At 65.6% G+C, this 23,384-nt stretch carries 24 protein-coding genes and 1 tRNA gene; 16 read left to right on the forward strand and 9 right to left on the reverse strand.

Features of this window, described 5'->3' with window-relative positions:
• Positions 1–32: 32 nt before the first annotated feature.
• Positions 33–371: a DUF7968 family protein gene (locus AC6I6S_RS11060; RefSeq protein WP_497950126.1), complete on the reverse strand. Its 339-nt coding sequence runs from the start codon at positions 369–371 to the stop codon at positions 33–35.
• Positions 372–615: 244 nt separating this feature from the next.
• On the opposite strand from AC6I6S_RS11060, the gene secF reads away from it, so the two are divergent.
• Positions 616–1,497 carry a protein translocase subunit SecF gene (gene secF, locus AC6I6S_RS11065; RefSeq protein WP_497950128.1) on the forward strand — a complete coding sequence of 294 codons (882 nt, stop codon included), beginning with the start codon at positions 616–618 and terminating at the stop codon, positions 1,495–1,497.
• Positions 1,494–3,086: a preprotein translocase subunit SecD gene (locus AC6I6S_RS11070; RefSeq protein ID WP_497950129.1), complete on the forward strand. Its 1,593-nt coding sequence runs from the start codon at positions 1,494–1,496 to the stop codon at positions 3,084–3,086. The genes secF and AC6I6S_RS11070 overlap by 4 nt, the downstream gene beginning before the upstream one ends.
• Before the next feature lie 9 nt (positions 3,087–3,095).
• Here the strand turns inward: AC6I6S_RS11070 and AC6I6S_RS11075 are convergent, their stop codons facing one another.
• Genes AC6I6S_RS11075 through rnhB form a run of 3 tightly spaced genes read right to left on the reverse strand, consistent with a single transcriptional unit; the run spans position 3,096 to position 5,104 of the window.
• Positions 3,096–3,320 (reverse strand): hypothetical protein, encoded by a 225-nt coding sequence (locus tag AC6I6S_RS11075; protein WP_497950130.1) that lies wholly within the window; start codon positions 3,318–3,320, stop codon positions 3,096–3,098.
• A 59-nt stretch (positions 3,321–3,379) separates the two neighbouring features.
• Positions 3,380–4,396 carry a sodium:calcium antiporter gene (locus AC6I6S_RS11080; protein WP_497950131.1) on the reverse strand — a complete coding sequence of 339 codons (1,017 nt, stop codon included), beginning with the start codon at positions 4,394–4,396 and terminating at the stop codon, positions 3,380–3,382.
• A 51-nt stretch (positions 4,397–4,447) separates the two neighbouring features.
• Complete coding sequence (gene rnhB / locus AC6I6S_RS11085) at positions 4,448–5,104, reverse strand: ribonuclease HII (protein ID WP_497950132.1); 657 nt, start codon at positions 5,102–5,104, stop codon at positions 4,448–4,450.
• A 119-nt stretch (positions 5,105–5,223) separates the two neighbouring features.
• Here rnhB and AC6I6S_RS11090 point away from each other — a divergent pair, with 119 nt between their 5' ends.
• Positions 5,224–5,661 (forward strand): ester cyclase, encoded by a 438-nt coding sequence (locus tag AC6I6S_RS11090; protein ID WP_497950134.1) that lies wholly within the window; start codon positions 5,224–5,226, stop codon positions 5,659–5,661.
• Positions 5,662–5,695: 34 nt separating this feature from the next.
• On the opposite strand, the gene AC6I6S_RS11095 is transcribed toward AC6I6S_RS11090, so the two are convergent.
• On the reverse strand, positions 5,696–7,027 hold the full coding sequence (locus tag AC6I6S_RS11095) for a tRNA pseudouridine(54/55) synthase Pus10 (protein WP_497950135.1): 1,332 nt from the start codon (positions 7,025–7,027) through the stop codon (positions 5,696–5,698).
• 385 nt (positions 7,028–7,412) lie between these two features.
• Here AC6I6S_RS11095 and AC6I6S_RS11100 point away from each other — a divergent pair, with 385 nt between their 5' ends.
• Positions 7,413–7,610, forward strand: coding sequence for a DUF7511 domain-containing protein (locus tag AC6I6S_RS11100; protein WP_497950136.1), 198 nt, complete (start codon positions 7,413–7,415; stop codon positions 7,608–7,610).
• Between the two features lie 4 nt (positions 7,611–7,614).
• Positions 7,615–7,803, forward strand: a complete 189-nt coding sequence (locus AC6I6S_RS11105; protein WP_497950137.1) for a DUF8028 family protein — start codon at positions 7,615–7,617, stop codon at positions 7,801–7,803.
• Positions 7,804–7,854: 51 nt separating this feature from the next.
• On the opposite strand, the gene AC6I6S_RS11110 is transcribed toward AC6I6S_RS11105, so the two are convergent.
• Positions 7,855–8,013 carry an HVO_A0556 family zinc finger protein gene (locus AC6I6S_RS11110; protein WP_497950139.1) on the reverse strand — a complete coding sequence of 53 codons (159 nt, stop codon included), beginning with the start codon at positions 8,011–8,013 and terminating at the stop codon, positions 7,855–7,857.
• Between the two features lie 161 nt (positions 8,014–8,174).
• Here AC6I6S_RS11110 and AC6I6S_RS11115 point away from each other — a divergent pair, with 161 nt between their 5' ends.
• The 8 genes from AC6I6S_RS11115 (at position 8,175) to AC6I6S_RS11150 (ending at position 16,936) form a co-directional block, all read left to right on the forward strand.
• Entirely contained in the window at positions 8,175–8,741 is a 567-nt protein-coding gene (locus AC6I6S_RS11115; protein ID WP_497950140.1) for a metal-dependent hydrolase, read from the forward strand.
• Between the two features lie 503 nt (positions 8,742–9,244).
• Positions 9,245–9,847, forward strand: a complete 603-nt coding sequence (gene trmY / locus AC6I6S_RS11120; protein WP_497950141.1) for a tRNA (pseudouridine(54)-N(1))-methyltransferase TrmY — start codon at positions 9,245–9,247, stop codon at positions 9,845–9,847.
• Between the two features lie 93 nt (positions 9,848–9,940).
• Positions 9,941–10,489, forward strand: a complete 549-nt coding sequence (locus AC6I6S_RS11125; protein WP_497950142.1) for a P-loop nucleotide/nucleoside kinase family protein — start codon at positions 9,941–9,943, stop codon at positions 10,487–10,489.
• Between the two features lie 27 nt (positions 10,490–10,516).
• Positions 10,517–10,589 (forward strand) — tRNA-Pro (locus AC6I6S_RS11130).
• Between the two features lie 800 nt (positions 10,590–11,389).
• Entirely contained in the window at positions 11,390–13,660 is a 2,271-nt protein-coding gene (locus tag AC6I6S_RS11135; RefSeq protein WP_497950143.1) for a BGTF surface domain-containing protein, read from the forward strand.
• 239 nt (positions 13,661–13,899) lie between these two features.
• Complete coding sequence (locus AC6I6S_RS11140) at positions 13,900–14,838, forward strand: peptidoglycan DD-metalloendopeptidase family protein (protein WP_497950145.1); 939 nt, start codon at positions 13,900–13,902, stop codon at positions 14,836–14,838.
• A gap of 112 nt (positions 14,839–14,950) precedes the next feature.
• Positions 14,951–15,673 carry a profilin-fold protein gene (locus AC6I6S_RS11145; RefSeq protein ID WP_497950146.1) on the forward strand — a complete coding sequence of 241 codons (723 nt, stop codon included), beginning with the start codon at positions 14,951–14,953 and terminating at the stop codon, positions 15,671–15,673.
• Between the two features lie 159 nt (positions 15,674–15,832).
• Positions 15,833–16,936, forward strand: a complete 1,104-nt coding sequence (locus tag AC6I6S_RS11150) for a DUF4397 domain-containing protein (protein WP_497950147.1) — start codon at positions 15,833–15,835, stop codon at positions 16,934–16,936.
• A 468-nt stretch (positions 16,937–17,404) separates the two neighbouring features.
• Here the strand turns inward: AC6I6S_RS11150 and AC6I6S_RS11155 are convergent, their stop codons facing one another.
• Positions 17,405–17,680 (reverse strand): PadR family transcriptional regulator, encoded by a 276-nt coding sequence (locus AC6I6S_RS11155; RefSeq protein WP_497950148.1) that lies wholly within the window; start codon positions 17,678–17,680, stop codon positions 17,405–17,407.
• Between the two features lie 181 nt (positions 17,681–17,861).
• Here AC6I6S_RS11155 and AC6I6S_RS11160 point away from each other — a divergent pair, with 181 nt between their 5' ends.
• Positions 17,862–18,416 carry an NUDIX hydrolase gene (locus AC6I6S_RS11160; protein WP_497950149.1) on the forward strand — a complete coding sequence of 185 codons (555 nt, stop codon included), beginning with the start codon at positions 17,862–17,864 and terminating at the stop codon, positions 18,414–18,416.
• A 38-nt stretch (positions 18,417–18,454) separates the two neighbouring features.
• On the opposite strand, the gene AC6I6S_RS11165 is transcribed toward AC6I6S_RS11160, so the two are convergent.
• The gene (locus AC6I6S_RS11165) at positions 18,455–19,813 is read right to left on the reverse strand and encodes a midas domain-containing protein (protein ID WP_497950151.1); all 1,359 of its coding nucleotides are present in this window, start codon (positions 19,811–19,813) and stop codon (positions 18,455–18,457) included.
• A 244-nt stretch (positions 19,814–20,057) separates the two neighbouring features.
• On the opposite strand from AC6I6S_RS11165, the gene tgtA reads away from it, so the two are divergent.
• Together tgtA and AC6I6S_RS11175 are read left to right on the forward strand one after the other, a co-directional pair.
• Complete coding sequence (tgtA, locus tag AC6I6S_RS11170; protein WP_497950152.1) at positions 20,058–21,539, forward strand: tRNA guanosine(15) transglycosylase TgtA; 1,482 nt, start codon at positions 20,058–20,060, stop codon at positions 21,537–21,539.
• A gap of 91 nt (positions 21,540–21,630) precedes the next feature.
• The gene (locus AC6I6S_RS11175) at positions 21,631–21,999 is read left to right on the forward strand and encodes a TRAM domain-containing protein (RefSeq protein ID WP_497950153.1); all 369 of its coding nucleotides are present in this window, start codon (positions 21,631–21,633) and stop codon (positions 21,997–21,999) included.
• A 12-nt stretch (positions 22,000–22,011) separates the two neighbouring features.
• Here the strand turns inward: AC6I6S_RS11175 and AC6I6S_RS11180 are convergent, their stop codons facing one another.
• A complete protein-coding gene (locus AC6I6S_RS11180; protein WP_497950154.1) occupies positions 22,012–23,343 on the reverse strand; it encodes a cytochrome P450 in 1,332 nt (443 codons plus the stop codon).
• Between the last annotated feature and the right edge of the window lie 41 nt (positions 23,344–23,384).

A 23,384-nucleotide genomic window follows, 5' to 3' on the forward strand; every position in this document is an offset into this window, starting at 1 on the left:
GTTGCACCGGTAACTAGTTACAGCAGTCCGTATCAGCCGTGGCTCGGCCCGCCCTTGCTCTGGACGCGCCAGCTCCCCTGGACGCCACACGCCTCGCGGACCTCGTAGGCGATTTCGGTGTTCTCGTCGATTCGGTTCCCGCCCTCGACGGCTTCGACCCTGAGCGGGACGTCTAAGGTGTTGCCACAGCAGCCGACGCCGACGAACTCCTCCCACTCGTCGCCCTCGCGAACGACGTCTCGAGTCTTGCGCAGAAACGCCCGGAACGAGGGTTTCTCGACCTGGAACCGTCCCCAGTCCGAGAGGTCTTCGGGGTAGGAGACGACGACCCGCGTCGCGACGGCCGCCCGGTGGTCGGATTCGAGTGCCATGGTGGAGAGAGGCCCTCGAGTCCTATAGGCCTGACGCGGCCACCGGCGGATGACGATTGCAGCGCCCGATCCGAATCACCGGCAACTCGATTGTGTATATTATCATACTGTTTATGTGGCCTCTCGAGCGGCGGTCCGGGAACGACAATCGGGCGACTCGAGCGGGTTCGTTCGTTTTTCTCGATCCGTCGCGCGTTTCAGGAATTGAGAAGGCTTACTTTGCCTGCATACGACGGTCCGGCATATGGGGTATTTCGACGTACCGGAGATCGATTACACCCGGTACAGCAACCGCCAGCTCGCGGCGGTTCCGCTCGCGGTTCTCGCAGTCGCACTTCTCGTCCTCGGTGGCTGGTTCGTGGCGTTCGGTACGCCGGTCGGCCTGGGGATCGACTTCGCCGGCGGGACGGAACTGACCGTCGAGACGGCCACGGACAGACAGGACATTCCGGCGGCGTTCGAGGAGGAGCCGGAGTCCGTCCAGTCGGTCCAGGCAGAGGATAACCAGTACATCGTTCAGTTCACGTCGACCGAACAGGAAGCATTGAGCGACCAGGCCGAGTCGAACTTGGAGCCGGTCGACGGCAACGACGGGATCATCCAGTCGGTGACGTCGACATCGGCCAGCTTCGGTGCACAGGCCCAGCAGACCGCACTGCTCGGGATCGCGGTTGCGTTCGTCGGCATGAGCGCGCTGGCGTTTCTACTGTTCCGGACGTTCGTCCCGTCGATCGCGATCGTCGTCTCGGCGTTTTCGGACATCATGATCCCCCTCGCCTTCATGAATCTCGCGGGGATTCCGCTCTCGCTCGGGACCGTCGCCGCGCTGTTGATGTTGATCGGGTACTCCGTCGACTCCGACATCCTGTTGAACAACCACATACTGAGGCGCGGTGGCGGGTTCTACGAGAGTACTCACCGCGCCATGCAGACCGGCGTGACGATGACGGTGACGTCGATGACGGCGATGCTCGTGATGGCGATCTCGGCGTGGCTCTTCGGCATCGATCTGCTCGCTTCGATCGGTCTCATCCTCTTCGTCGGCCTCGCTGCGGACCTGATGAACACCTACATGTTGAACCTGAGCCTGCTTCGCTGGTACAAGTTCGAGGGGGTCAACCGATGAGCGCGAAGGCGTTCCTCTCGTCGTACTGGCGGGTCATCCTTCTCGTCGTCTTCGTAGTCGCCGCGCTGTTCGCGCTGTTCGTCCCCGGCGGGATCATCGCCGACGACAGCCTCGCGGGCCAGCCCGACGACGCCGCGGAGAACGAAACCGTCGAGCAATCGCTCACGAACCTCCAGTACGGCCTCGGTCTCGATGGCGGGACCCGCATCAGCGCCCCCGTGGTCGGGACGACCGCGGAGAACCTCCAGATCGACCCGCAGGACGAAACCGCGGTTGAAGAGACGCTGTACGAGGAACTCGAGCTCGACACCGGCGACGCCATCGTCCGTTTCGACCGGGACACCGGCCAGGCCACCGCCGAGGTGTTCGACGACAACGTCACCGACGAGGAGTTCGAGGCGGCGCTGCAGGAAGCCGGCGTGGACACCGATCAGGTGACCATCCGCAGCGGCGTCACCCAGGACACCCGCGACGAGATCATCCGGACCATCGAGATGAAGATCAACGAGGCCGGCCTCTCCGGGGGCAGCGTCACGCAGTCCTCGACGGTCGGCGGCGAGTACTTCATCGTCGTGGAAGTGCCCGATCGGACGCCCGCGGAACTCCGGAGTCTGCTCTCCGAACGCGGGATCGTCGAGGTCGTCGCCCACTACCCCGACGGCGAGGGCGGCCAGGCCAACGAGACGGTGCTCGAGGAGGAGGACTTCGACACGATCGACGCGGCGACGTACAACGAGCGAAACGGCCACCACGTTCCGGTGTCGATCGACTCGAACTCCGCGCCCGAGTTCCAGCAGCAGATGAACGATCTCGGGTTCGTCCAGAACCCCGGCCAGTGTGACTACGAGGAGCCGGAGATGGAGGGGCGGAACTACTGTCTGCTCACCGTCGTCGACGGCGAGGTCGTCGACGCACACTCGATGGGTACCGACCTCGCAGGGACGATGGGCAGCGGTCAGTGGGCGGACGATCCCACGTTCATCATGGCCGCGCCGTCCCAGCAGGAGGCCCAGGCGCTGTCGATCAACCTCCAGGCGGGGAGCCTGCGCGCGCCGCTCGACTTCGACCGCGACCAGACGTTCTCGCTCCAGCCGGCGCTCGCCGACCAGTTCAAGACCTACTCGCTGTTCATCGGCGTGCTCTCGGTGCTCACCGTCAGCGGGATGGTCTACCTGCGCTACACCGACGTCCGCGTCGCCGCGCCGATGGTCGTCACGGCGCTCGCGGAGGTGGTGATCCTGCTCGGCTTCGCGGCGCTGATACGCATGCCGCTCGACCTCTCTCACGTCGCCGGGTTCATCGCCGTCGTCGGAACGGGGGTGGACGACCTCATCATCATCGCCGACGAGGTGATGTCGGAAGGCGACGTCAACTCCCAGCGGGTGTTCGAGTCCCGCTTCCGGAAGGCGTTCTGGGTCATCGGCGCCGCGGCGGCGACGACCATCCTCGCGATGTCGCCGCTCGCGGTGTTGAGCCTCGGCGACCTCCGCGGGTTCGCCATCATCACCATCCTCGGGGTGCTCGTGGGTGTCCTCATCACCCGGCCCGCCTACGGCGACATCCTGCGATACCTGATGACCGACAAGTAACCACGGCGCTCAGCCGTCCGCCGCACCGTCTCGTTTCGTTCTCACGACCGCACCTCTGACGACCAGAAACGACACACAGAGCAGCACGACGCTCGCAACCGCGAACACGCCCAGCAGGCTGCCGCGGTCGGGGACGAACCCCATCGCGAGCGCGAGGACGGCGAGGGTCAGCGAACCGATCGCGTACTGGATTCCGCGCAGCCGGGCCAGCCGACGCGATTCCGTACCGGACATTTCACACTCGAGTTCAGAGACCGCTGTCAGTAGCGTTTCGAAGTCCGCCGCTCGAGTCGCTACGTCGGAATCACGTTCACCGCGCCGACGCTCTCTGCGATCAGCCAGGCGACGAACAGTCCGTACATCGCGAGCAGTAGCCAGGCCTCCCGTTCGGTGAGCTCCATCCCGGTCCGCGAGATGGCGAAGAAGACGACCGTCGCGAGGATCAGAAACGCCATCATCGGCACGACGTTCGCGAAGGAGACCGTCAGCGCGCCCGCGACGAGCACGCCGGCGGGAATCGCCACCAGGAGGTCGAAGACGTTGCTTCCGAGGACGTTCGCCAGGCTCACCGTCGGGCGACCCGACCGGGCCGCCGCGACGCTGACGAACGCGTCGGGGACGCTCGAGCCGGCCGCCACCACGATCATCCCCCAGAGGAACGCAGGAGTGCCGAAGGCGTCGCCCAGGCCGATCGCCGACCGTACCAGCGCCTCGACGCCGACGATGATGAGGACGAGGCCGGCGCCGAACCACGCCCACGCGCGGAGGGTGTTCACCTCGACCTCGGGGGCCTCGTGCTCGCTCGTCTCGAGGTACTGCGTGAAGACGTAGAGGCCGTACAGCGCGAGCGGGAACAGCGCGAGCCAGCGCGTGACGGTGCCCTCGAACCCCCCGTTTCCGGCGGGGTAGTAGATCACCGCCAGCGAGAAGGTCAGCAGGAGGGCGGCGACCGCGAGCATGTAGAACAGCGCCTCCTTGTACACCAGGTCGCGGGTCGTCGGCGCACCCTCCCCGGCGTCGCCGCTGGCGAGCACCGCGACGCCCGGGATCACGAGCAGGTTGAACACCGCCGAGCCGACGATCGCGCCGATCCCGAGTTCGAACTCGCCGTGGAGCAGCGTCGCGAGCAACACGCTCACCAGTTCGGGCATGCTCGAGCCCACGGCGGCGATCACGGCGCCCTGGACGACCGCGGGCACGCCGTAGCCGACCGCGATTCGGTTCGCGGCGGTCTCGAGCCAGCCGCTGCCCTTCCAGACGACGGCCGTGCCGGCGATAGCGAGCGCGAGAAGGGAGAGGATCTCGAGCACGGTAGTTGATCGTCACCGCGGACGACCGTTAACCTGGCTGTCCTCTCGTGGTCAGAACCCCTCGAGGCTGGTCTGTTCGGCCGCCGCCAGGACGTCGGCGCAGGTCGACCACGACCGCCGGGCGAACGGGGGTAACTCGCCGCGTTCCGTGACGTAGGTCTCGAGGAACTCCCGCGTCGTCGGATCGCTCGGATAGCCGCTGCCGATCTCGCCGTACTCGGCGGCGAGGGCGGCGACGTGGGCGTCGCGCTCGACCTTCGCGACGATGCTCGCCGCACCGACGAGCGGGGAGTCGTCGTCGGCGCCGTGTTCCGCCTCGATCGTCGCCTCGAGTTCGCAGGCGTCGGCGACCCGGCGGGCGAAGCGCTCGGCGTCGGTGTCACAGGCGTCACAGAGCCCCTCGAGTGCGTCAGCCTCGAGATCGGCCGCCGCCGCGTCGATGGCGCTCGCGTGGGCGGCGACCGCCAGTCCGTTCATGTTCGTTTCCGGGTCGTCGATCCGCGCGGGTGGGATCTCCGCGACGCCGATCCGGATCCGGTCGTCCCCTCGGAGCGTCGTCGCGAGTTCCTCGCGGCGCGCCGGCGTGAGTCGCTTCGAGTCGGCGATACCCGCGGGCAGCATATCCGGCTCGTCGACGCAGACCGCGGCGGCGAACATCGAGCCGAAGACGGGCCCCTTCCCCGCCTCGTCGACGCCGACTACTGGCATGCGACGGACTGGTTTCGCGAGGGTCATAGCTGTTGTCTTGCCGCTCGAGGCGGTCGACCTGACCGTCAGCCGATCCGACCGCGCAGGATATCGCCGCGCGTGACCTATAGTACCGTGCTATGGCACAGCTCGCAGTGAACAACAAGGAAGTAGTACGGCGGCTCATCGACGAACTCGTCACCGACGAACGGTACGAGATCGCTTCGGAGATCATCGCCGAGGACTACGTCCGCCACGAGATCGGCCCGATGGCGATGCCCGACGGTCCCGCGGCGTTCGTCGAGGGCGTCGAGGCGTTCCGGGCGGCGTTCCCGGACTTCGAGATGACCATCGACGGTCTCGTCGCCGAGAACGATCTCGTCTCGTTTTACGCCACGGAGCGGGGCACCCACGAGGGCGAGTTCATGGGCGTCGCGCCGACGGGCGCGGAGATCGAGATCGCCGGCAACGTAACTCATCGGCTCGAGGACGGGAAGATCGTGGAGACGTGGGCGACGTTCGACTACCTCTCGCTGCTCCAGCAGCTCGGGGCGGTTCCGGAGCGGTTCGACGGGTAGCGCGGCAGAACGCGGTCGGGGCGTGACGCGGGGCTTACGCCCGGAAGAACTCCTCGAGTTCGAACGGTTCGTCCTCACCCGCAACGCCGGTGACGTCCAGCGCGGTCACCTCGGCGCCGGTGCCGAGCAGGCCCGCGAGGCTCGGCTCGGTGCGGCCGTCGTCCCCGCTGATCAGCTCCTTGACGTACAGCCCCCCTTCGCCGTGGAGGCGAACCTCCGCGCGGGCGGGCTCGAGTAGCTCTCCCTCGATCTCGTAGACGGTTCGCGTGCGCGTGAGATTGGCCCGGCGGTGGTCGACCCGCTGTGGGGTGTACTGCTCGAGGGTCGCGCCGTCGAGTTCGGCGATGGCTGCCTCGAACGCCGACTCCTCGACCGGCTCCTCGAACTCCACGTCCGCGCGGTAGCGCTTGCTCGCGTCGTGTTCCTTGACGCGCTCGACCATCTCGTAGGTCGCCAGCCGGAGCCCTTCGACCTCGACGGCCCCGCCGGCCGCGTCGTTGATCTCGGCCTCGAGCGCCTCGACGTCCGGCGTTCGGTTCCGGGGTCGTTTCACCTCGAGGACGAACGGCCGCCCCGCCTCGAGCATCAACGCGTCGACGTCCTCGCGGCCGGCGCCGTGGAACGTCCCCTCGTCGCCGTCCATCGCCTCGACGACGTGCGGGCGGACGACCTGCTCGACGCTCGTGTCGTACATGTAGCCCGAGCCGCCGCAGTAGTCGCAGGGCTCTTCCCCCTCGTCGCCGAGCTGGACGCCGCTGCCGCCACACTCCCGGCAGGGCCACTCCGTCTGGGGGATGTCCCGCTCGAGCTTGCGGTAGCGCCCGTAGACGAACGCGGGATTGATCTGGACGTCGACGGCGTGACCCGTCACGTCGCCGTCGATCTCGAGGGGGTCGAACGCCTCGAGGTCGATCACCGCGAGGACGTCGGGCCTGTCGAAAGAGACCTCCGCCCCGGTTCGGGCGCCGACGCGGCGCCCGACCTCCCGATTGATCTCTCGTTTGAACGGCTCGCCGGCATCGGGCTCGAGATCGGCGTCCTCCCGGAACAGCCGGTCGTTCTCCTCGACGAGCGGGGGGACGCGGGTGCCGACCTGATAGGTCGAAAAGTCGATCCCCTCGAGTTCGTCGACGATCGTCGTCGCGAGGGCGTCGACGCTCCCGGCGTAGCCGTCACAGACCCAGCAGTCGGCCGGTTCGTCGGGCTCGTAGGGGTCGTCGTCTTCGAGGGCGATCGTCGTCCGCAGCGCCCGCCCCCGTTCGGCGTTCGTGAGCCCGAAGCTCCGCTCGGCGAACGGGCGGCCGAGACAGGAATCACAGACGGGCCCCGTCGCCAGTAGCGCCCGGGCGTCTTCCGTGATAGTCATGGCCGTCTCTCGGTGTGCCGTCGGTAACACGTTTTCCCTTCGGCGGCTGTGGCCGCGCGGTCGTCCCCGGAGAACCCGTCGGCGTGCGTATACAACCGCTCTCCGAGCTCTTCTCGTCGCGTCTGTAACCGTTTCGCTCCTCGTTCTGAATCGACCCCGGTTTGATCCTCGTTTCCGCCCGGTAAGCAGTGATTTCTCGGGAGTCTGCTCGGTGAGAACCCCATAGCTTGAGCCTACAGGTTCGGCTCTGTTGCGTTCTTTTTCGCGTGTATAAACGGTCTGAATACGTCCGGGAGCGAACCCTGTCGCTCCGTTGTCCGAAATTAGTCTGCCGATAACAATAGTCTGGTATCCTGTACAAACGATCGGAGACACCCCGGCCACCATGAGCTACAACGTCGACACCACGACCCGTGGCACGCACGAGGAGCCGTCGTTCGAACTCGATCACATCACCGTCGAGAACGAGGACGAACTCGACGAGTGTGCGATCTTCCCGCGCGAGGCGACCGAAGACGAACTGACGACCAACTGGATCACCGCCCACGAGGGGTCGTTCGTCGACCTCGAATCGATGCGCTAAGCCGATGAGTCTCGGAAGCACCGTTACCGCGATCGGATTCTGGCTCGGCGCACTCCTCCCGTTCGTCTACCTGCCGGTGTTCGTTACCGGCGTCGACACGATGACTCGACTGTCGCTGTTCCTCGCGTTGCTCGCGGTCAACGTCATCGCGCTCATCGTCGGCCACGACTATCCGGAAACCCGCTCATACTGATTCCGGCCGACAGGTGGCCGTCTCGCCCTCACTTCGTCCACGAAGTCCGGATTACCAGAGCTGTGCACGCGGCGTTCCACACTGATTGCAGACGACCGCTTCGTTGTCCTTGTACCGGCTTCGTTCGAGTGTTCCCTCGTCACAGAAGTCACACGGGCGGCCCTCGAGGAGCGCCAGCATCCGCTGACCCGACGATCGAGATTTCGCCATGCCTACCCCTCTCGAGGGAGGTGAGTGAAACGATTGGCCCTGCCTATGCCACCCGCCTTTTCTCTGAGACTCTCGCTCGCTGACTCCTTGCACCCGCCGGGGCTGTGCGCCACCGGAACGAGTCGAAGCGGCTATCCGACTGCCCGCCCAATCCCCGGAAGATGTGGCCCTGGGGACACCTCGCCGTTGCATACCTCCTCTATACGATCTACACACACCGCCGATTCGACCGACCGCCGCGTGCGCTCCCCGCGCTTGCGCTGGCGGTCGGTTCGCAGTTTCCCGACCTGGTCGACAAACCGCTCGCCTGGTCGGTCGGCGTGCTCCCCGGCGGGCGCACGCTGGGCCACTCGTTGTTTTTCGCGACACTCCTGATCCCCGTCGCGTACGCACTCGCCCTCCGATTCGACCGGCGTGACCTCGCGACTGCGTTCGTCATCGGCCACCTCTCACACCTCCTGGCGGACGTCCCGCCATCGGCGCTTCGTGGCGATTTCTCCGGAACCGGCTTCCTCCTCTGGCCGCTCTACGGCCAGCCGACGGCGGAGCCGACCGGCGGCATCATCGAGGTGATCCTCACCACCTACTCGATGGGGGGCTACGAGTGGGTCCAGCTCGCGCTGTTCGCCCTCGCAGCGATCGTCTGGTACCGTGACGGTGCACCCGGCCTCGCGGTGATTCTGACCGCCCCACGGCGGACTGCAACGGCGATCGGCCGCGATTGGTAGCGGGCGTGTGGCCGGTGTCGCGGCCCGTTCACCACCGACTGAAGCGTCATTGCGCGACGTTCAATACCGCCTACTGCCCGCTATTCCCCGGTGAATGGCGGTTATCCCTTTCCTAACGCCGCCTCGAGGCATCTGCGCTCGCACAACAGTTCCGAAGTGGCCGTGACAGTGTGCAACAGTCCGAGTACGAGGTTGATAGTAATGGTGGCGTCGACCATAGCGATAGATGCGCATCCGTTGCCCCACGGGTGTGCGTTGCCTGTCCCAAATACGTGACTCCCCACCCGTCTTCCGTTCGTCTGTCACGGCGGTCGCCACGCTGGGGGAGATCGATGGGGGGTCCCCACCCCGACCATCGTACCCCTGCTCGCCCCCGACCTGGCGACCGTGTCTTTCCACTCGTACCCCGCTGAGACGGATCGCTGTGGCGTTTTACAGCAGACCGTACGAGCCACGCGAGGCGAAACCGTGGTTCCTATCACGACGCCCCGTTACGATCACGTATGCGCCAGTTCGTTCTTCTCGCTCACGACGTTCCCGTAGACGCCGACTTCTCGCTCGACGACCTCGCCGGCGGTGCCGGTCGGCTCGACGCGCTCTGTCGCTCGATCACCGCCGCGTTCGTCCGCTCGCACGGCATCCGCGAGGACGTTCTGGTCCACCTCGTCGTCGGTGACGAACTCACGATCCGCTTCGACGGGAGCGAGCTTCGGCGGCTGAACCCCGACGAGCGTTCGACGGCCGCACTGGTCAGAAACGCCCTCGAGGCCCGCGAGGAAGCAATCGGTGCGATGCCCGCCGAGCCCAGCCCCGGCATCGAGGTGTACCGCCGGGGGTTCGAAACGACTCTCGAGGAACTCGCCGCCGAGGGCACCGTGATCCAGCTTCACGAGGACGGCGAGCCGATCGTCGACGCCGACCTCGAGTCGGTCTCGAACCCGGTGTTCGTCCTCTCGGACCACCACGACTTTGCGAGCGAGGAGGCGGCGCTGCTCGAGGCCACCGCCGAACTGCGGGTGCGACTCGGTCCGGCTCCGATCCACGCCGACCACGCGGTGACGATCACCCACCACTACCTCGATACCGACGGCTACGAGCGGTTCTGACCGGCTACTCGAGCGGGTTTTGGCGGTGCCGGCACCTCACCGGCGAAGCGCAACGAACTAAACCCTCCTCTCCGTTCATCCGGTGAACCCGACATGTCCGAACGGAACCGGCTCGTCGTCGTCTGTGGATTACCCGGCACGGGGAAAACGACAGTCGCCGCGGAGCTCACGGAGCGTCTCCACGGGGAACTGGTTCGTACCGACATCGTGCGCAAGGAGCTCTTTGCCGCCCCCGAGTACACCACCGCGGAGACGCGGGCGACGTACGACGAGTCGCTCACGCGTGCGCGGACGATACTCGAAGATGGGGGGACGACCGTCCTCGACGGAACGTTCCGCCGGCCCGAACTCCGCGAGCGCACGCGGGCGCTCGCCGACGACACCGACGCCCGGTACGACCTCGTCTGGGTGACCTGCCGCGAGGCGGTCGTCCGGGAGCGGATCGCCGCGCGCGACGACGACGCCAGCGATGCGGACTTCGAGGTGTACAAACTCCTCCAGTCCGAGTTCGAGCGGCCCGCGGAGTCCCACCACCGGATCGACAACTCGGGCACGCTGGCCGAGACGCGCCGCCAGGTGGGGGCGCTGCTCGAGACGCCGACCGTCTCGCGGGAGGTTCACGAGGGCATTCGCAACGGTTAAACGATCAGCGACCTTCGATTCGGGTGCGGGCCGGTGGGGTAGCTTGGTATCCTTCGGCCTTCGGGTGGCCGTAACCGCAGTTCGAATCTGCGCCGGCCCACTTTTCCCGCATCGCAAAACCGTGAGCGACAGCGAACGGTCCGCGATGCGGGGAAATGGACCCAAGCAGATTCGAATCAGGGAGGAGCTTCGCTCCGACCGTGGTTCGAATCTGCGCCGGCCAACTCCTCGATCGAACACCCCGAACGGAGAGAGCGCCTGTCACCTCGAGCGCACCGAAGATTGTCGTCCGTCCGGCGAGTCGCTTTTCCGCCGAATCGGGCACCCACCAGCCGGGTTCACTCGAGTCCGGTACACCTGTGACCGGTGTACGGGCGCTCGAGCGACGCCACGGACCGGGAGCGGCGGGTCGCGCCGGGGGATCGCGGGGTGCGTTGCGCTGCCGGCACTGACGTGACCGTCGAACCTGCGCGCGAGAAATAGACCGGTAAATCGGGCCGAATTCCGGGTGTGCACAATGGTAACACGATATGATGTATCACTCAGCGGACACAGGAGTCTAGGGGTGGTCACTCACCGTCGCTGAGAGGTTAGCGCGATTGTGGGCCGATCCGAGATCAGTGTCGACGGGGGCTGTATTACTCGGATTTGGTAGAATGTATGATTTCGATGAGACACCGGGAGTGTGGTAGGAGTCGCGCGCGCATCGAGTGACACCGCTCACGGGTACGGATCTCGGTTCACATAGACACCTATTATAACAGAGGTATAAGACAGAAAGCTTATTACAGATATGACGTAAGGCAGGAACACCCCTACCCGACCAGGAAATCAGATTCGGCAATACCCGGATGTGGATATGCGCCGAAGCGGTTTCCAAAAGACAGACACAACATAACAATGACAGGCAACAAATCTCGCGCAGTCCTGATGGCTGCGCTGATGGTCTTCTCGGTCTTTGCGATGGCTGTCGCCCCTGGCGCAGTCGTTGCGGACGGCCACGAAGACACTGACAAAGAAGGTCTGAACAGCGACCTCTACTTCGCTGGTCAGGAAGTCGTTGTCAGTGGTTTCAACGCTGATGAACAGGTACAGCTCCGCTCCGGAGACACGGACAGCAGCTCCTTCCAGGAGAACCTCCGTGCAGATGACGACGGCTACGTCACCGTCGACACTGAGGATCTCGACGGGAATTACATCCTCCGCGGTAGTGCGGACCGCACCGACAACGACTTCGGTCCGTTCGAAGTGACCGAACAGAACGTTGAGTTCAACTTCGCGTCTGATTCCGTTGTCACCGGCGACGAGACTGACCTCGTCTTCGCGGACGACAACCGCGGCGCTGACGTCAACCTCGAGATTTCCTCCGAGGACCTCAGCACTGAGGACCTCGAGAGCATCTTCGGCGTCCAGGCCGACGGCGATGACGACTACGTTGTCGTCGAAGACGCCGCCGAAGGTGACGAGATCGACGCTAACTTCGCAGGCGTTGCCGCAGGCAACTACTCCTTCACCGTGAGTGTCGCAGACACGACGGCTCAGGACGACGCCTCGATCATCGTGCAGGACGATGTCGACACTGACGTCCAGTTCGTCGAGCACGCTGTCGCAACCCAGGGCGATGAGGGCGAGATCCACATCTCCATGGAAGGCGAGGACAGTGCTCACCTCCAGATCGGTGGCGAGGATGACGGATGGACCCTCGAAGGTGTCGTCGAGCAGAACGAGGATTCCGATCACGTTGTCGTCACGATCAACACGCACCTGATCGGCGATGACGATAACTCGGGTATCCTCGAGGCCAACGACTCCAACACGGTGGTCGATGTCACGGAAACCACGAACGTGGACCGTGCGATCGACACCGGTAACTACGACATGACGCTCTCCTCGGCTGACCAGAGCGAGCGCTACGACCGTAGCGCCTTCGTCCTCGAGGAGCGTTCGACCGGCGGCGCAAGTGTGTGGACCGCTCCTGCGGACTCTACCTACGACGACGCTGACGACGTCTTCAGTGCTGTTACTGAGGACTCGACCATCGCTGAGGACGACCACGCGGTTGTTCTCTTCGACATCTCCGGTATCTTCGGCGACTGGGACAACCTGGACGACCAGGGCGTCTCCGTTGACGCAGAAGAGCTGAACCCGGACCGCAACACGCCAGCACACACGCTCGACACTGAAGACTTCGAGCTCCACGCTGACGCTGAGAACGAGCGATTCCTCGCCGTGGTCGACACGGCCCAGGATGGCGACATTAACGCTGGAGACGAGTTCGAGGTTACCCTGACGGTCGACGGTGACGACAACAAGTACGTCGCCGCGGGCGACACGGAAACTTCGAGCGTCACCTTCACCGTTGAAGAGCGCACCCTCGACTTCGACGAAGAGGAGTTCGAGGTCACTGCTGACGCAGACCAGAACATCACTGGTACCTCCAGCGCGGCAGACGGCTCCGAGGTCAACGTTGACGCAGAGGCCGGCGGTGCAGACGGCTTCTTCATGACGACGACCGCTGTCGTCGAGGATGGCAACTGGACTGCCACGTTCGACTTCTCCGATGCTGCGGAGAACTCCTCGATCGACCAGCTGACCGCCACGGACGCCTACGACAATGACGTCACCGCTGAGGCAACCGGCCACATCAGCGCGTCGCAGGACGACGGCGACGAGGATGGGCAGGACCTCGAGCTCGACGCCAGCGCACCCGGTAGCGTTGACGTTGACGAGGACGCAGCTCTCGACGTGACCGTCACGAACAACGGTGAGGAGAACGCAACGTTCGACTTCACCGTCACGATCGACGGCGAGACCGTCGAGGAAGAGCAGAAGGAACTCGACGCTGGTGAATCGTGGGACGGCTCCTACGACATCGACACCAGCGAAGAGGGTGACGTCGAATGGGAAGTCACCGCAGGTGACGCCTCTGACTCCGGCACCGTGACCGTCGAAGGCGACGGCAACGGCGAGAACGGAGAGAACGGCGAGAACGGCGAGAACGGCGAGAACGGCGAGAACGGCGAGAACGGCGAGAACGGCGCTGACGACGACGGAATCGAAGACGACTCCGGCGACGACAGCTCCGACGACGGCCAGCCTGGCTTCGGCATCGCTGTCGCAATCGTCGCACTCCTCGGCGCTGCAATGCTGGCACTCCGCCGCCAGAACTAAGCAGCTGAACTAACCGGATCACTCCGGTCCCTTGCAGTGCGGTTTTTTATGGACGCTACACCCGACAGCGACAGCGCCCGGCGCGGGCGATTTTTCACGACCCTCGAGGCACCCACGACCCGCCTATATCCCGGCGACTCTTCGAGACGACGCGCTCGAGACTGACGAGGACTCTTAAGTTACCATGGACAATAACCGTTGGAATTTATTAATCACCCCTCTCTATAGGTGTTCGAACCATGTCCCATGACGACACCGGTCATAGCTGCACGACACCCGAACACACCGGCCGCTGTAGCCAGCCCGACGATATGGCACAGGTGCAGCGCCGAATCGACCGCCGAAAGCTCGACCTGACCGCCGAAGAGTTCGCGGAGAAGGCTCGAGAGAACCGTCGAAGCGATGACGACGGCGGGGTGAGCCGCCGGTCGGTACTCGGCGGCGCGGCAGGACTCGCCGGCGCGGCGGTCGCCGCACCGGTCGCCTTCTCGGAGACCGCCGACGCCCACGGCGCCGACGAGCCGATTTACACGACCAGCAACCTCAACATTCGCAGTCAGCCGACGACCAGCGCGGGTGTCGTCAAGACCGCCCAGGAGGGGACGGGGATGATCATCCAGAGCGGCCCGTACAACAACGACGGCTACACCTGGTGGGAGGTCCGGGTCAACGGCTGTGGAAACGACACGAGCCGGGTCGAGGGCTACGTCGCCGGCGACTGGACCGCCCACCCCAACTTCTCCTACGGGACCTGGGGCTACGTCTCCTCGATCTGGGGCGACGACCGCTCCCACGGCTACCACCAGGGGATCGACATCGCCAACGACCGCGGCACGCCAATCTTCGCCGCCCGCCAGGGCACCGTCACCTACGCCGGCTGGGCGAGTGGCTACGGCAACGTCGTCTACATCGACCACGGCAACGGCTACGAGAGCCGCTACGCTCACCTCTCGAACTTCCGGACCTCCCAGGGGGCGTGGGTCAGCGCCGGCGAACGGATCGGCGACATGGGCTGTACCGGCACCTGCACCGGCGACCACCTCCACTTCGAGATCCGGCGCTACGATGACGACCTGAACTGGCCCCAGGTTCGTTACGCGGACAAGTGGCTGAACACGGCGATTCCGCGCAACTTCCCCGGAATCAGCGGCGCCGTCTACCCCGGCTACCCCTACTAGACCCGGGAACCCCGACCTTTTTCCAGCGACTAATGCCGGATTCCAACGCGGCGGATCCGCCGTCTGCGCTCGAGCACAACCGTTACCCTCGCTCGGTTCCTCCCACACGAGGATGACCGAGAGACTCGAGGCGGCGATCGACGGGACGGGAGACGCCGCCGCACGCCGGGACGACGTCGTCGCGCGCGTTCGCGAGCACGCGGGCGAGATCGCGCGCGAACTGGCGCTCCTCCAGGGTGGGGATTACGGCCAGGAAACGTTCGACACCGACGGCGGCTCCTGGACGCTCAAGTACGAAGCGGGGGCGATCCAGTACCTCCGATTCCAACCCAACTCCGGCAGCGAGACGTACGTCATCTCGACGAAACAACCCCCCGAACCCGAGGCGCTCGCGACGGCGATGGCCGACTACGACGCGTTCGTCGCCGCCTACAACGAGTACGTCGCCTCCTTCGAGGGCGTCCTCGACGACGTGGAAGCGGAGTTCACGCCGGTCGCCTCGAGCGAGGAACTCGTCGCCGAGCGCGACCGGATCTGCGGGCGGATCCGCGACGTCGCCGACGCGATGGCGGTCGAGTGCTACCGCTTCGAGGGCGAGTACGGCACGTACGCGACGACCGTCTCGGGGACGCGCTGGGAGCTGAAGTGGGACGGCGAGGTCGCCTCCTACCTGCGCGTCGGCGGCGAGGGCGGCGTCTACCTGGTTTCGCAGTACGAGCCGCCGTCCGCGCCGGACCTCCGGCGGTACGTCGGTGAGGTCAACGGGTTCGTTCGCGCGTTCAACGAGTACGTCGACGAACTCGAGGCGGATCTCTCACACGTCTCCTTCGAGTAACGAGTCCCCGGCTTTCGCGGGCGGAACGGTCACGTGTAGACGTAAATTACTGTTCCGTACACCGTCCCTACCCGCGACGCCGTCCGTGGAAACGGGGAACTCTCAGCGCTACTGACTGTGTCTTTTTAGCCGGTCTACGCCCCCCACTGTAGCTGTATCATGACGGTAACACGGCGGACGACGTTACAGGCGTTGGGAGCGATCGGGGCGGGAACGGCGCTGACCGGGACGGTGTTTGCGGCGGGCGAGCACGCGGACGACGAACGCGAGACGCCGGAACGGGACCCGCCAGTGGACGAGGAGCCGGCTGGGGGCGCAGCGGTCCGGATCGCGCACTTCTCACCGGATGCGCCGAACGTCGACGTCTACGTCGACGGCGCACAGGTGCTCTCGGATCTCGCGTACGACGAGGTGTCGCCGTATCTCGAGATCGCACCGGGAACGTACGCCGTGCAGGTGACGGCCGCGGGCGACCCCGAGACGGTCGCCTTCGAGGGCGACGTCTCGTTCGGACGGGCGTTCTACACGGTCGCGGCGATCGGCGAACTCGAGGCCGGAACGTTCCGCCCGCTGGTGCTCGTCGACGCGGGAGCGTCGCTCCTGCGCGTGGTTCACGGCTCGCCGGACGCGCCGGCGGTCGACATCTACGCCGCAGGCGGTGAGGCACCGCTGGTCGGCAATCTCGCGTTCGGCGAGGAGACCAACTACCTCCCGCTGCCGGCCGGATCGTACTCGCTCGAGGTTCGGCCCGCCGGTGAGGAGCCGGCTGCCGGGGACGACAGTAAGGCCGACGACGAGAACGAGGCCGAGGACGACTACGCCGACGAGGAGACGGACGATGAGGCGACAGCCGCCGAGGAAGAAGAGCCCGTCGACGAGGACGAACCCGAGGAAGCGACCGACGCCGTCGCGACCCTCGAGGCCGACCTCGAGGCGGGCACGGCCTACTCGGCGTACGCGATCGGCTACCTCGAGCCGGCTGACCGCGAGGACCGCGCGTTCACGGTGACCGTGACGACTGACGGCCCGACGGCCGCGGCGGAGCCGACGGATGAAGCGCCCACCGAAGACGAGCCGGTCGAGGAGGAATCCGCTGAAGAAGAGCCGGTCGAGGAGGAGGAGCCCACCGAGGAAAAGGAACCCGCCGACGAGGAAGCGCCCGCCGAGAACGAACCCACCGAAGAGGAAGCGCCTGCCGAAGACGAGCCGACGGAAGAAGCGTCCGAGGGCGAGCCGGTCGACGACGGCGAAACAGACTGCTGATCCGCGGAGTAGTCCGTTTTTCGTGGGTCGTTCCCCCGGTGAACAGATCACCGTCGACCTACTGCCGGGAGGTCATCCGGGGCCGTTCTTCGAGAGCAAATCGGCCCCGATGGATGCCACCGATGGGCCGGTGGGTGTCGGCCGTGCGTAGCCACGAGTTTTCACGACACCCCGTCTGTTCCGGGCAGCATCCCGCATACCGATGGCCGTCGAACGCCAGCCTCGAGCCAGTCTCTCGGGCCGAAGCCGTGCCGCCCGCTACGTCACCCTGATCGGTGGGTTCGAGGCGATTTTCGGCCGTCAGAACCCGGCGGCTCGCTGCGCTCGTGCGTCGCGATCCGAAGAGAAGCAGTCCGACTGCCGATCGTCACGCGTGCGTCGATTTCGACGGCGCACCCGTGGCATCTCGAGTCGGTACTGGTGTGTCCCCGACCCGGAACGGCGCTCGAGCGCGGCTGCTCGCGGCAGTCAGACGTCGACGTAGCGGTCGACCCACTCCTGGCGCTGCTCGAGGACGCGTTGGCCCTTCGGCGTAAGCGCGTAGTAGTTCGTTCGCCTATCGAGTTCTCCCTTCTCGACGAGCTCTTGTTCGACGAGCGTATCGAGGTTCGGGTACAGTCGACCGTGTGTTACGGGCTGGTCGATGTAGCGGTTGATGTCGTCGAGAATTTCCTGGCCTGACGGCCGATCCATTCCCGCGATGACGTACAGCAGGTCGCGTTGGAAACCGGTTAGTTGATCCATAGATCACCCTCTGAGTTGCGACCTTCACCGATCTGTGGCTTTGTTATAGAGCGAGTACACGCTGCGGCCCTGGAGAACGCTCGACGTATGGTTCGGTAAGGCCGTCCCGTTCGGCCGGTCCCCCTCCGCCCCCGAAGTGGATGGCGGGACGCTTTTGCCAATCTCCGCTGTATCGGCTCGTATGCCCGCAGATCCACTCGCCTGGGAGACACTCGACAGCCAGGTAGCGTACTCCTGTCCGGGATTCGACGTGGTTAACGAATCCGTTCAACTGCCCGATGGAACGCGGACGGAGTTCGATTACCTGCACGAGCCGGCGAGCGTCGCCGTCCTCCCGTTTACCCCCGACGGGGACGTCGTCTGTATCGAGGAGTGGCGCCAGGCAGTCGGCCGCATCAACCGCGGACTCCCCGTCGGGACGACCGAACCCGACGACGCGGACCTCGAGGCGGCCGCCCGACGGGAACTCGCGGAAGAAACGGGCCACGAGGCCGAGGCGCTCGAGTCGCTGGTTACGGTCGAACCGGCGAACGGACTCGCGGACTCGGTTATGCACTTCTTCGTCGCTCACGGCTGTCGGCCGACAGCGGAGCAGACGCTCGACCGCGACGAGAGCATCCGCGTGGCGACCACCCCGTTCGAGGAGTTGCTCGAGGCGGTGGCTGCCGGCGACGTTCGTGACGGACGAACGGTACTGGGTGTCTCGTACTACCGGCTGCTCGAGGGTGCCGAATAAAAAACAGAGCGCAGGATCGCTCCCGCTGTTGGGCGTGGTCAGCCCAGGACACTCAGCAGTGCCGTGTCTTCGCCGTTGTCGTTGGTTTCATTGTCCGTCTCGGTCTCGTTGTCCTCGGTTTCGTTGTCGGCGGTCTCGTTGTCCTCGGTTTCGTTGTCGGCAGTCTCGTTGTCCTCCATTTCAGTGTCGTCCTCGACCGCGTCAGCCAGGCCGGTCTGTTCGCCGATCGTCATCGTCCCCGCGTTCACGTTCTCGATCGTGGCCTGTCCCGCGGAGGCGAGCTCGAGTGTCGCCGTGGTTGCGGTCTCGGTTTCGTTGTCGTCGGTAGCCTCGTCCTCAGTGGCGTTTTCCTCGTCTGCGGTTTCGTTATCGTCGGTTTCGTTGTCGGTTTCGTTCTCTTCGTCCATCGCTTCGTCGTCGGTTTCGTTGTCAGTGGCGTTCTCCTCGTCAGCGGCACCGTTCTCCTCGGCCTCCTGTTGCTCGAGCGAGTCGACGGTCATCGACTGGATGGTGAGATCCGTGATCTCGAACTGCTGGATCGTGAGTTCGTCGAACTCCTGCGTCGTCGTCTCCTCGTCAGCACCGTTTTCGGCTGTCTCGTTCTCTTCGTCAGTCTCGTTCTCCTCGTCAGCGCCGTTTTCAGTGGTTTGGTTATCGTCAGTTTCGTTCTCCTCGTCAGCACCGTTTTCGGCTGTCTCGTTCTCCTCGTCGTCACCGCCCAGAAGTCCCTCGAAGAAGTCGCTGATCCCGCCGAGAATGCCGTCGTCTTCTTCGACGGTCAGTTCCTCGATCGTCATCGACTCGACGGTCATCGACTCGATCGTGAGATCCTGAACCGTGATCTCGTCAGCGTTCTCGTCGATCAACTCCTGGTCGTCCGTCTGGTTGTCGTCGGTCTCGTTGTCTTCGGTCTCGTTGTCGGCGGTTTCGTTATCGCCGGTCTCGCCCTCTTCGAGTTCGAGGTCGTCCATCGAGACGCCCTCGAGCTCGAGTGATTCGATCTGAATGTCCGAAATCGTCACCTGCTGAGTCTCATTGTCGCCGTTATCCTGCTCAGCGGTTTCGTTGTCGGCGGTCTCGTTGTCGGCGGTTTCGTTATCGTCGGTCTCGTTGTCGGCAGTTTCGTTATCGTCGGTCTCGTTGTCCTCTTCCTCGATATCCTCTAGTTCCTCGCCGTTCTGGATCTCGAGTTGGTCGACGGTCAGCTCGTTGATCGTCGCGTTTTCAACCGTTACGTTGTCGAGATCGAGTGTTTCGACCTGGACGTTCTCGAACGTTACGCTCATGTCTCCGGCGTCGTCTGCGGTACCCGCCGCACCGGCAAGTGCGGGGCCGCCCGAAAGGGCGACCAGCAGGGCAACGAATACGACACCGAGTTTCTGTGGTCGTGAAACCATGCCCCCGGGGATACGTCGATGCCCGGGCTAAAACGGGGAGACTGTTCCACCAGTATCTCGACGGATTACAACGCGTGCAACGATCGCTAATCGCCGGTTCAGCTGTCAGAACGGACGATTGTCGTCTGTTGTTGAACACCCGGTCGAGGAACGGAGGGATGCTCTGTCACCTGCATAGTCAGGGGAGTCATTACCCCGGGACAGGAACGGAACGTTTACCGGCGTCCTCGGCAAGAGTCGGTCGATGCGCGAGTGCTTCGAAGTCCGGGCGACGGACGCCGCCGGCCGCCTCGGTGAACTGTCGGTGCCGCGGGCCGGAGTCACCGTCGAAACCCCGGCGCTGTTGCCGGTGATCAACCCCAACCTGGATACGATTGCCCCCCGACGGCTCGCCGAGGAGTTCGGCGCCGAGATTCTCATCACGAACTCCTACATCATCCACAACACCGAACGCGTCCGCGAGCAGGCGCTCGAGGACGGACTTCACGAGGTGCTCGACTTTCCCGGCGCGATCATGACCGACTCCGGTTCGTTTCAGCTCTCCGAATATGGCGAGATCTCCGTGACCAACGAGGAGATTCTCCGATTCCAGCACGAGATCGGTTCGGACATCGGCACGCCCGTCGACATCCCCACCCCGCCGGACGTCTCCCGCGACCGTGCGGAAACCGAACTCGAAACGACCCAGGCGCGTCTCGAGGCCGCTCAGGACGTCGACGTCGGCGACATGCTCGTCAACGCGCCCGTCCAGGGCTCGACGTACCCCGACCTGCGCGAGGCGGCCGGCGCCCACGCCGCGAGCACCGACCTCGACGTCTTCCCGGTGGGTGCGGTCGTCCCGCTGATGAACGAGTACCGCTACGACGACATGGTCGACGTCGTCGCCGCCGCAAAGCGCGGCCTCTCCGCGGACGCGCCGGTTCACCTCTTCGGCGCGGGCCACCCGATGATGTTCGCCCTCGCCGTCGCCGCCGGCTGCGACCTGTTCGACTCGGCCGCCTACGCGCTGTACGCCCGCGACGACCGCTACCTCACCGTCCGCGGCACCCGCCACCTCGAGGATCTCGACTACCTCCCCTGTCCGTGTCCAGTCTGTACCGAGAACTCCCCCGACGACCTCCGGGCGCTCGGCGACCGCGACCGGGAGGAGGCGCTCGCCGCTCACAACCTCCACGTCACCTTCGCGGAGATCCGCCGGATCAAGCAGGCCATTCGATCAGGAACCCTCCTCGAACTCGTCGAGCAGCGCGCCCGCGCCCACCCGACGATGCTCGACGGCTACCGCGCCCTCCTCGAGCATCCCGATCTCCTCGAGCGCTCGGACCCCGTCTCGAAGGGCGCCTTCTTCTACGGTTCCCACGAGAGCGCCCGCCGTCCCGAGGTCGTCCGCCACCACCGCCGTCTCGAGCGCCTTTCGGTGCCTGACTCGGTGTTTCTCACCGAGGGCGATTCTTCGAACGCCGACGCCTACGACGCGTCGTGGCGCATCGTTCCGCCGTTCGGCCCGTTCCCGCGGGCGCTCTCGAGGACCTACCCGCTCACGGCTGAAGTGCCGAACCGAACCGACCGGGCGGCGCTCCGTGCCGCCGCCGCGGGCGTCGCGCGACTGGTCGAGCTGAACCCCGACACCGCGTTCACGGTGGGACACCGGGGGTGGCCCGACTCGGTGCTCGAAGGCCTCCCCGACGAGGTCGAGCTGGTGGATCTGACGACCGACCGGAGCTGACCGCTGTGCGTTTCCCCGCTGGTCGCCCGTTTTCCGACCTCGAGCGGTCGAATCGGAACAGCAAAGAGCGCCCGCAGGGCTCGGTAGGACTATGATCGGGACGGGCTCGCTCGCGATCGGTTTCGCCATGGTCGTCGTCTTCGGCTGGTGGCTGGTCGGGCGGCTTCGCGGCGGCGACGGCGGTCGAACGGCGGACCAGCGCGAATCCTGGGAGCGCCACCAGGCGGCGCGCGAACGCAAACCGCCGGTCGACGTCGGCGACGTCGTGACCCTCGGCGTCCAGGAGTTCTCGAGCCACCACTCCGGCGAGGTCCACGCCGTCGGCAAGGTCGAGGGGTTCGTGATCTTCGTCGAGGGCCTCCCCGAGGACCTCGCGGTCGGCGACGTCATCCGCGCGAAGGTACTCTCGTTCAACCGCGGCCACACCTCGGCGTCGGCGACCTACCTCGAGCGCGAGTGAGCCGACCGCGTCTCAGGCAGAGCGCTCCCGAACGACGAGTTCGATCGGCTCCGAGGTCGTGAGCGTCGTCGACAGTCCCAGATCGGGGTCCGGCGACTGGCCGGGCGCCAGTTCGAACCGGTAGCGGCGGGCGATCGTTGCCACCGCCAGGCGGAGCTGGAGCGTCGCCAGTCGGCGGCCGATGCAGGTTCGCGGCCCGGCGCCGAACGGGATGTACGCGCACTCGCGCGCCGGGACGTCCCCCCCGTTCCAGCGCTCGGGGCGGAAGGTCTCGGGGTCGTCCCACCATCGTTCGTCGCGGTGGATCGTGTACGTCGGGAGCATGAGTTCCGTCCCGGCTGGCACCTCGTAGCCCCGCAGCGTCACATCCTCCGTCGGCTCTCGCCAGAGCTCGAACACCGGCGGGTAGAGCCGCAGCGTCTCGTCGACGACCGACGCGACGTAGGAGTCGGGTTCCGGCGCGCCGAGCGACGGCTCGCCCTCGAGTCCGTCAACCTCGTCGGCCAGTTTCTCGGCCGCCGCGGGCGTCGTCGCCAGCGAGAACCACGCGAACTCGAGGCCGGTCGCTGTCGGCCCGTGGCCGGCGAAGAGGAGCGTGAACAGCTGGTCTTTCACCTCCCGATCCGAGAGCCGTCCCTCGTCGGCCGCATCGACGAGGATCTCGAGAACGTCGAGCCCGTCGCCGTCGGACTCTCCCGCTCCCGCCCGCTGGTCGGCCATCGCGCGTTCGACCGCCCGCTCGAACCGGTCGGCGGCCGCGTCGAACCGCCGGTTCGTCCGCGTCGGCACCCAGTCGGGGACGAACAGCGCGGGCATCTCGAACCGGTCGGCCATCGCGTCGACCAGCTCGTCGGTCGCCGCCGCCAGCGCGTCGTACCCGTTTTCGAAGAAGGCAGCCCCGAGCAGGGAGCCGGTGAGCGCCCGCATCTCCCTCCCGACGTCGATCCGCTGGCCGTCCTCCCAGCCGTCGACGTGGCGATCGGTCTCCGCGACGATCCCGTCGGCGAGGTTCGAGACGGCTCGAGCGTCGAACGCCGGCTCGAGAACCGACCGGATGCGACGCCACTCCTCGCCCTCGGCGGCGATCACCGCCGTCTCCGCGATCCCGGAGAGACTCTCGCTCAGGACGTCGGCCTTTCGGAACCGCTCGCTGTCGGTCAAGAGAATCTGCCGGACTGCGTCCGGATGCGTCACGAGGTACGGCTCTCGCCGGAGCATCCGCATCCGGACGACGTCGCCCTGTCGGGCGGCGCGTTCGGTGAACCCCCACGGATCGCGGACCATGCCGACCGCGTTGCCGACGACTGGTAACCCGTCGACAGCCGGAACGTCAGATCTGCTCATACTACCGTTCGATCACGTTCACCGAAGCCGATTGTCGCGAA

The organism is Natrononativus sp. DTA114 (genome assembly GCF_059736515.1).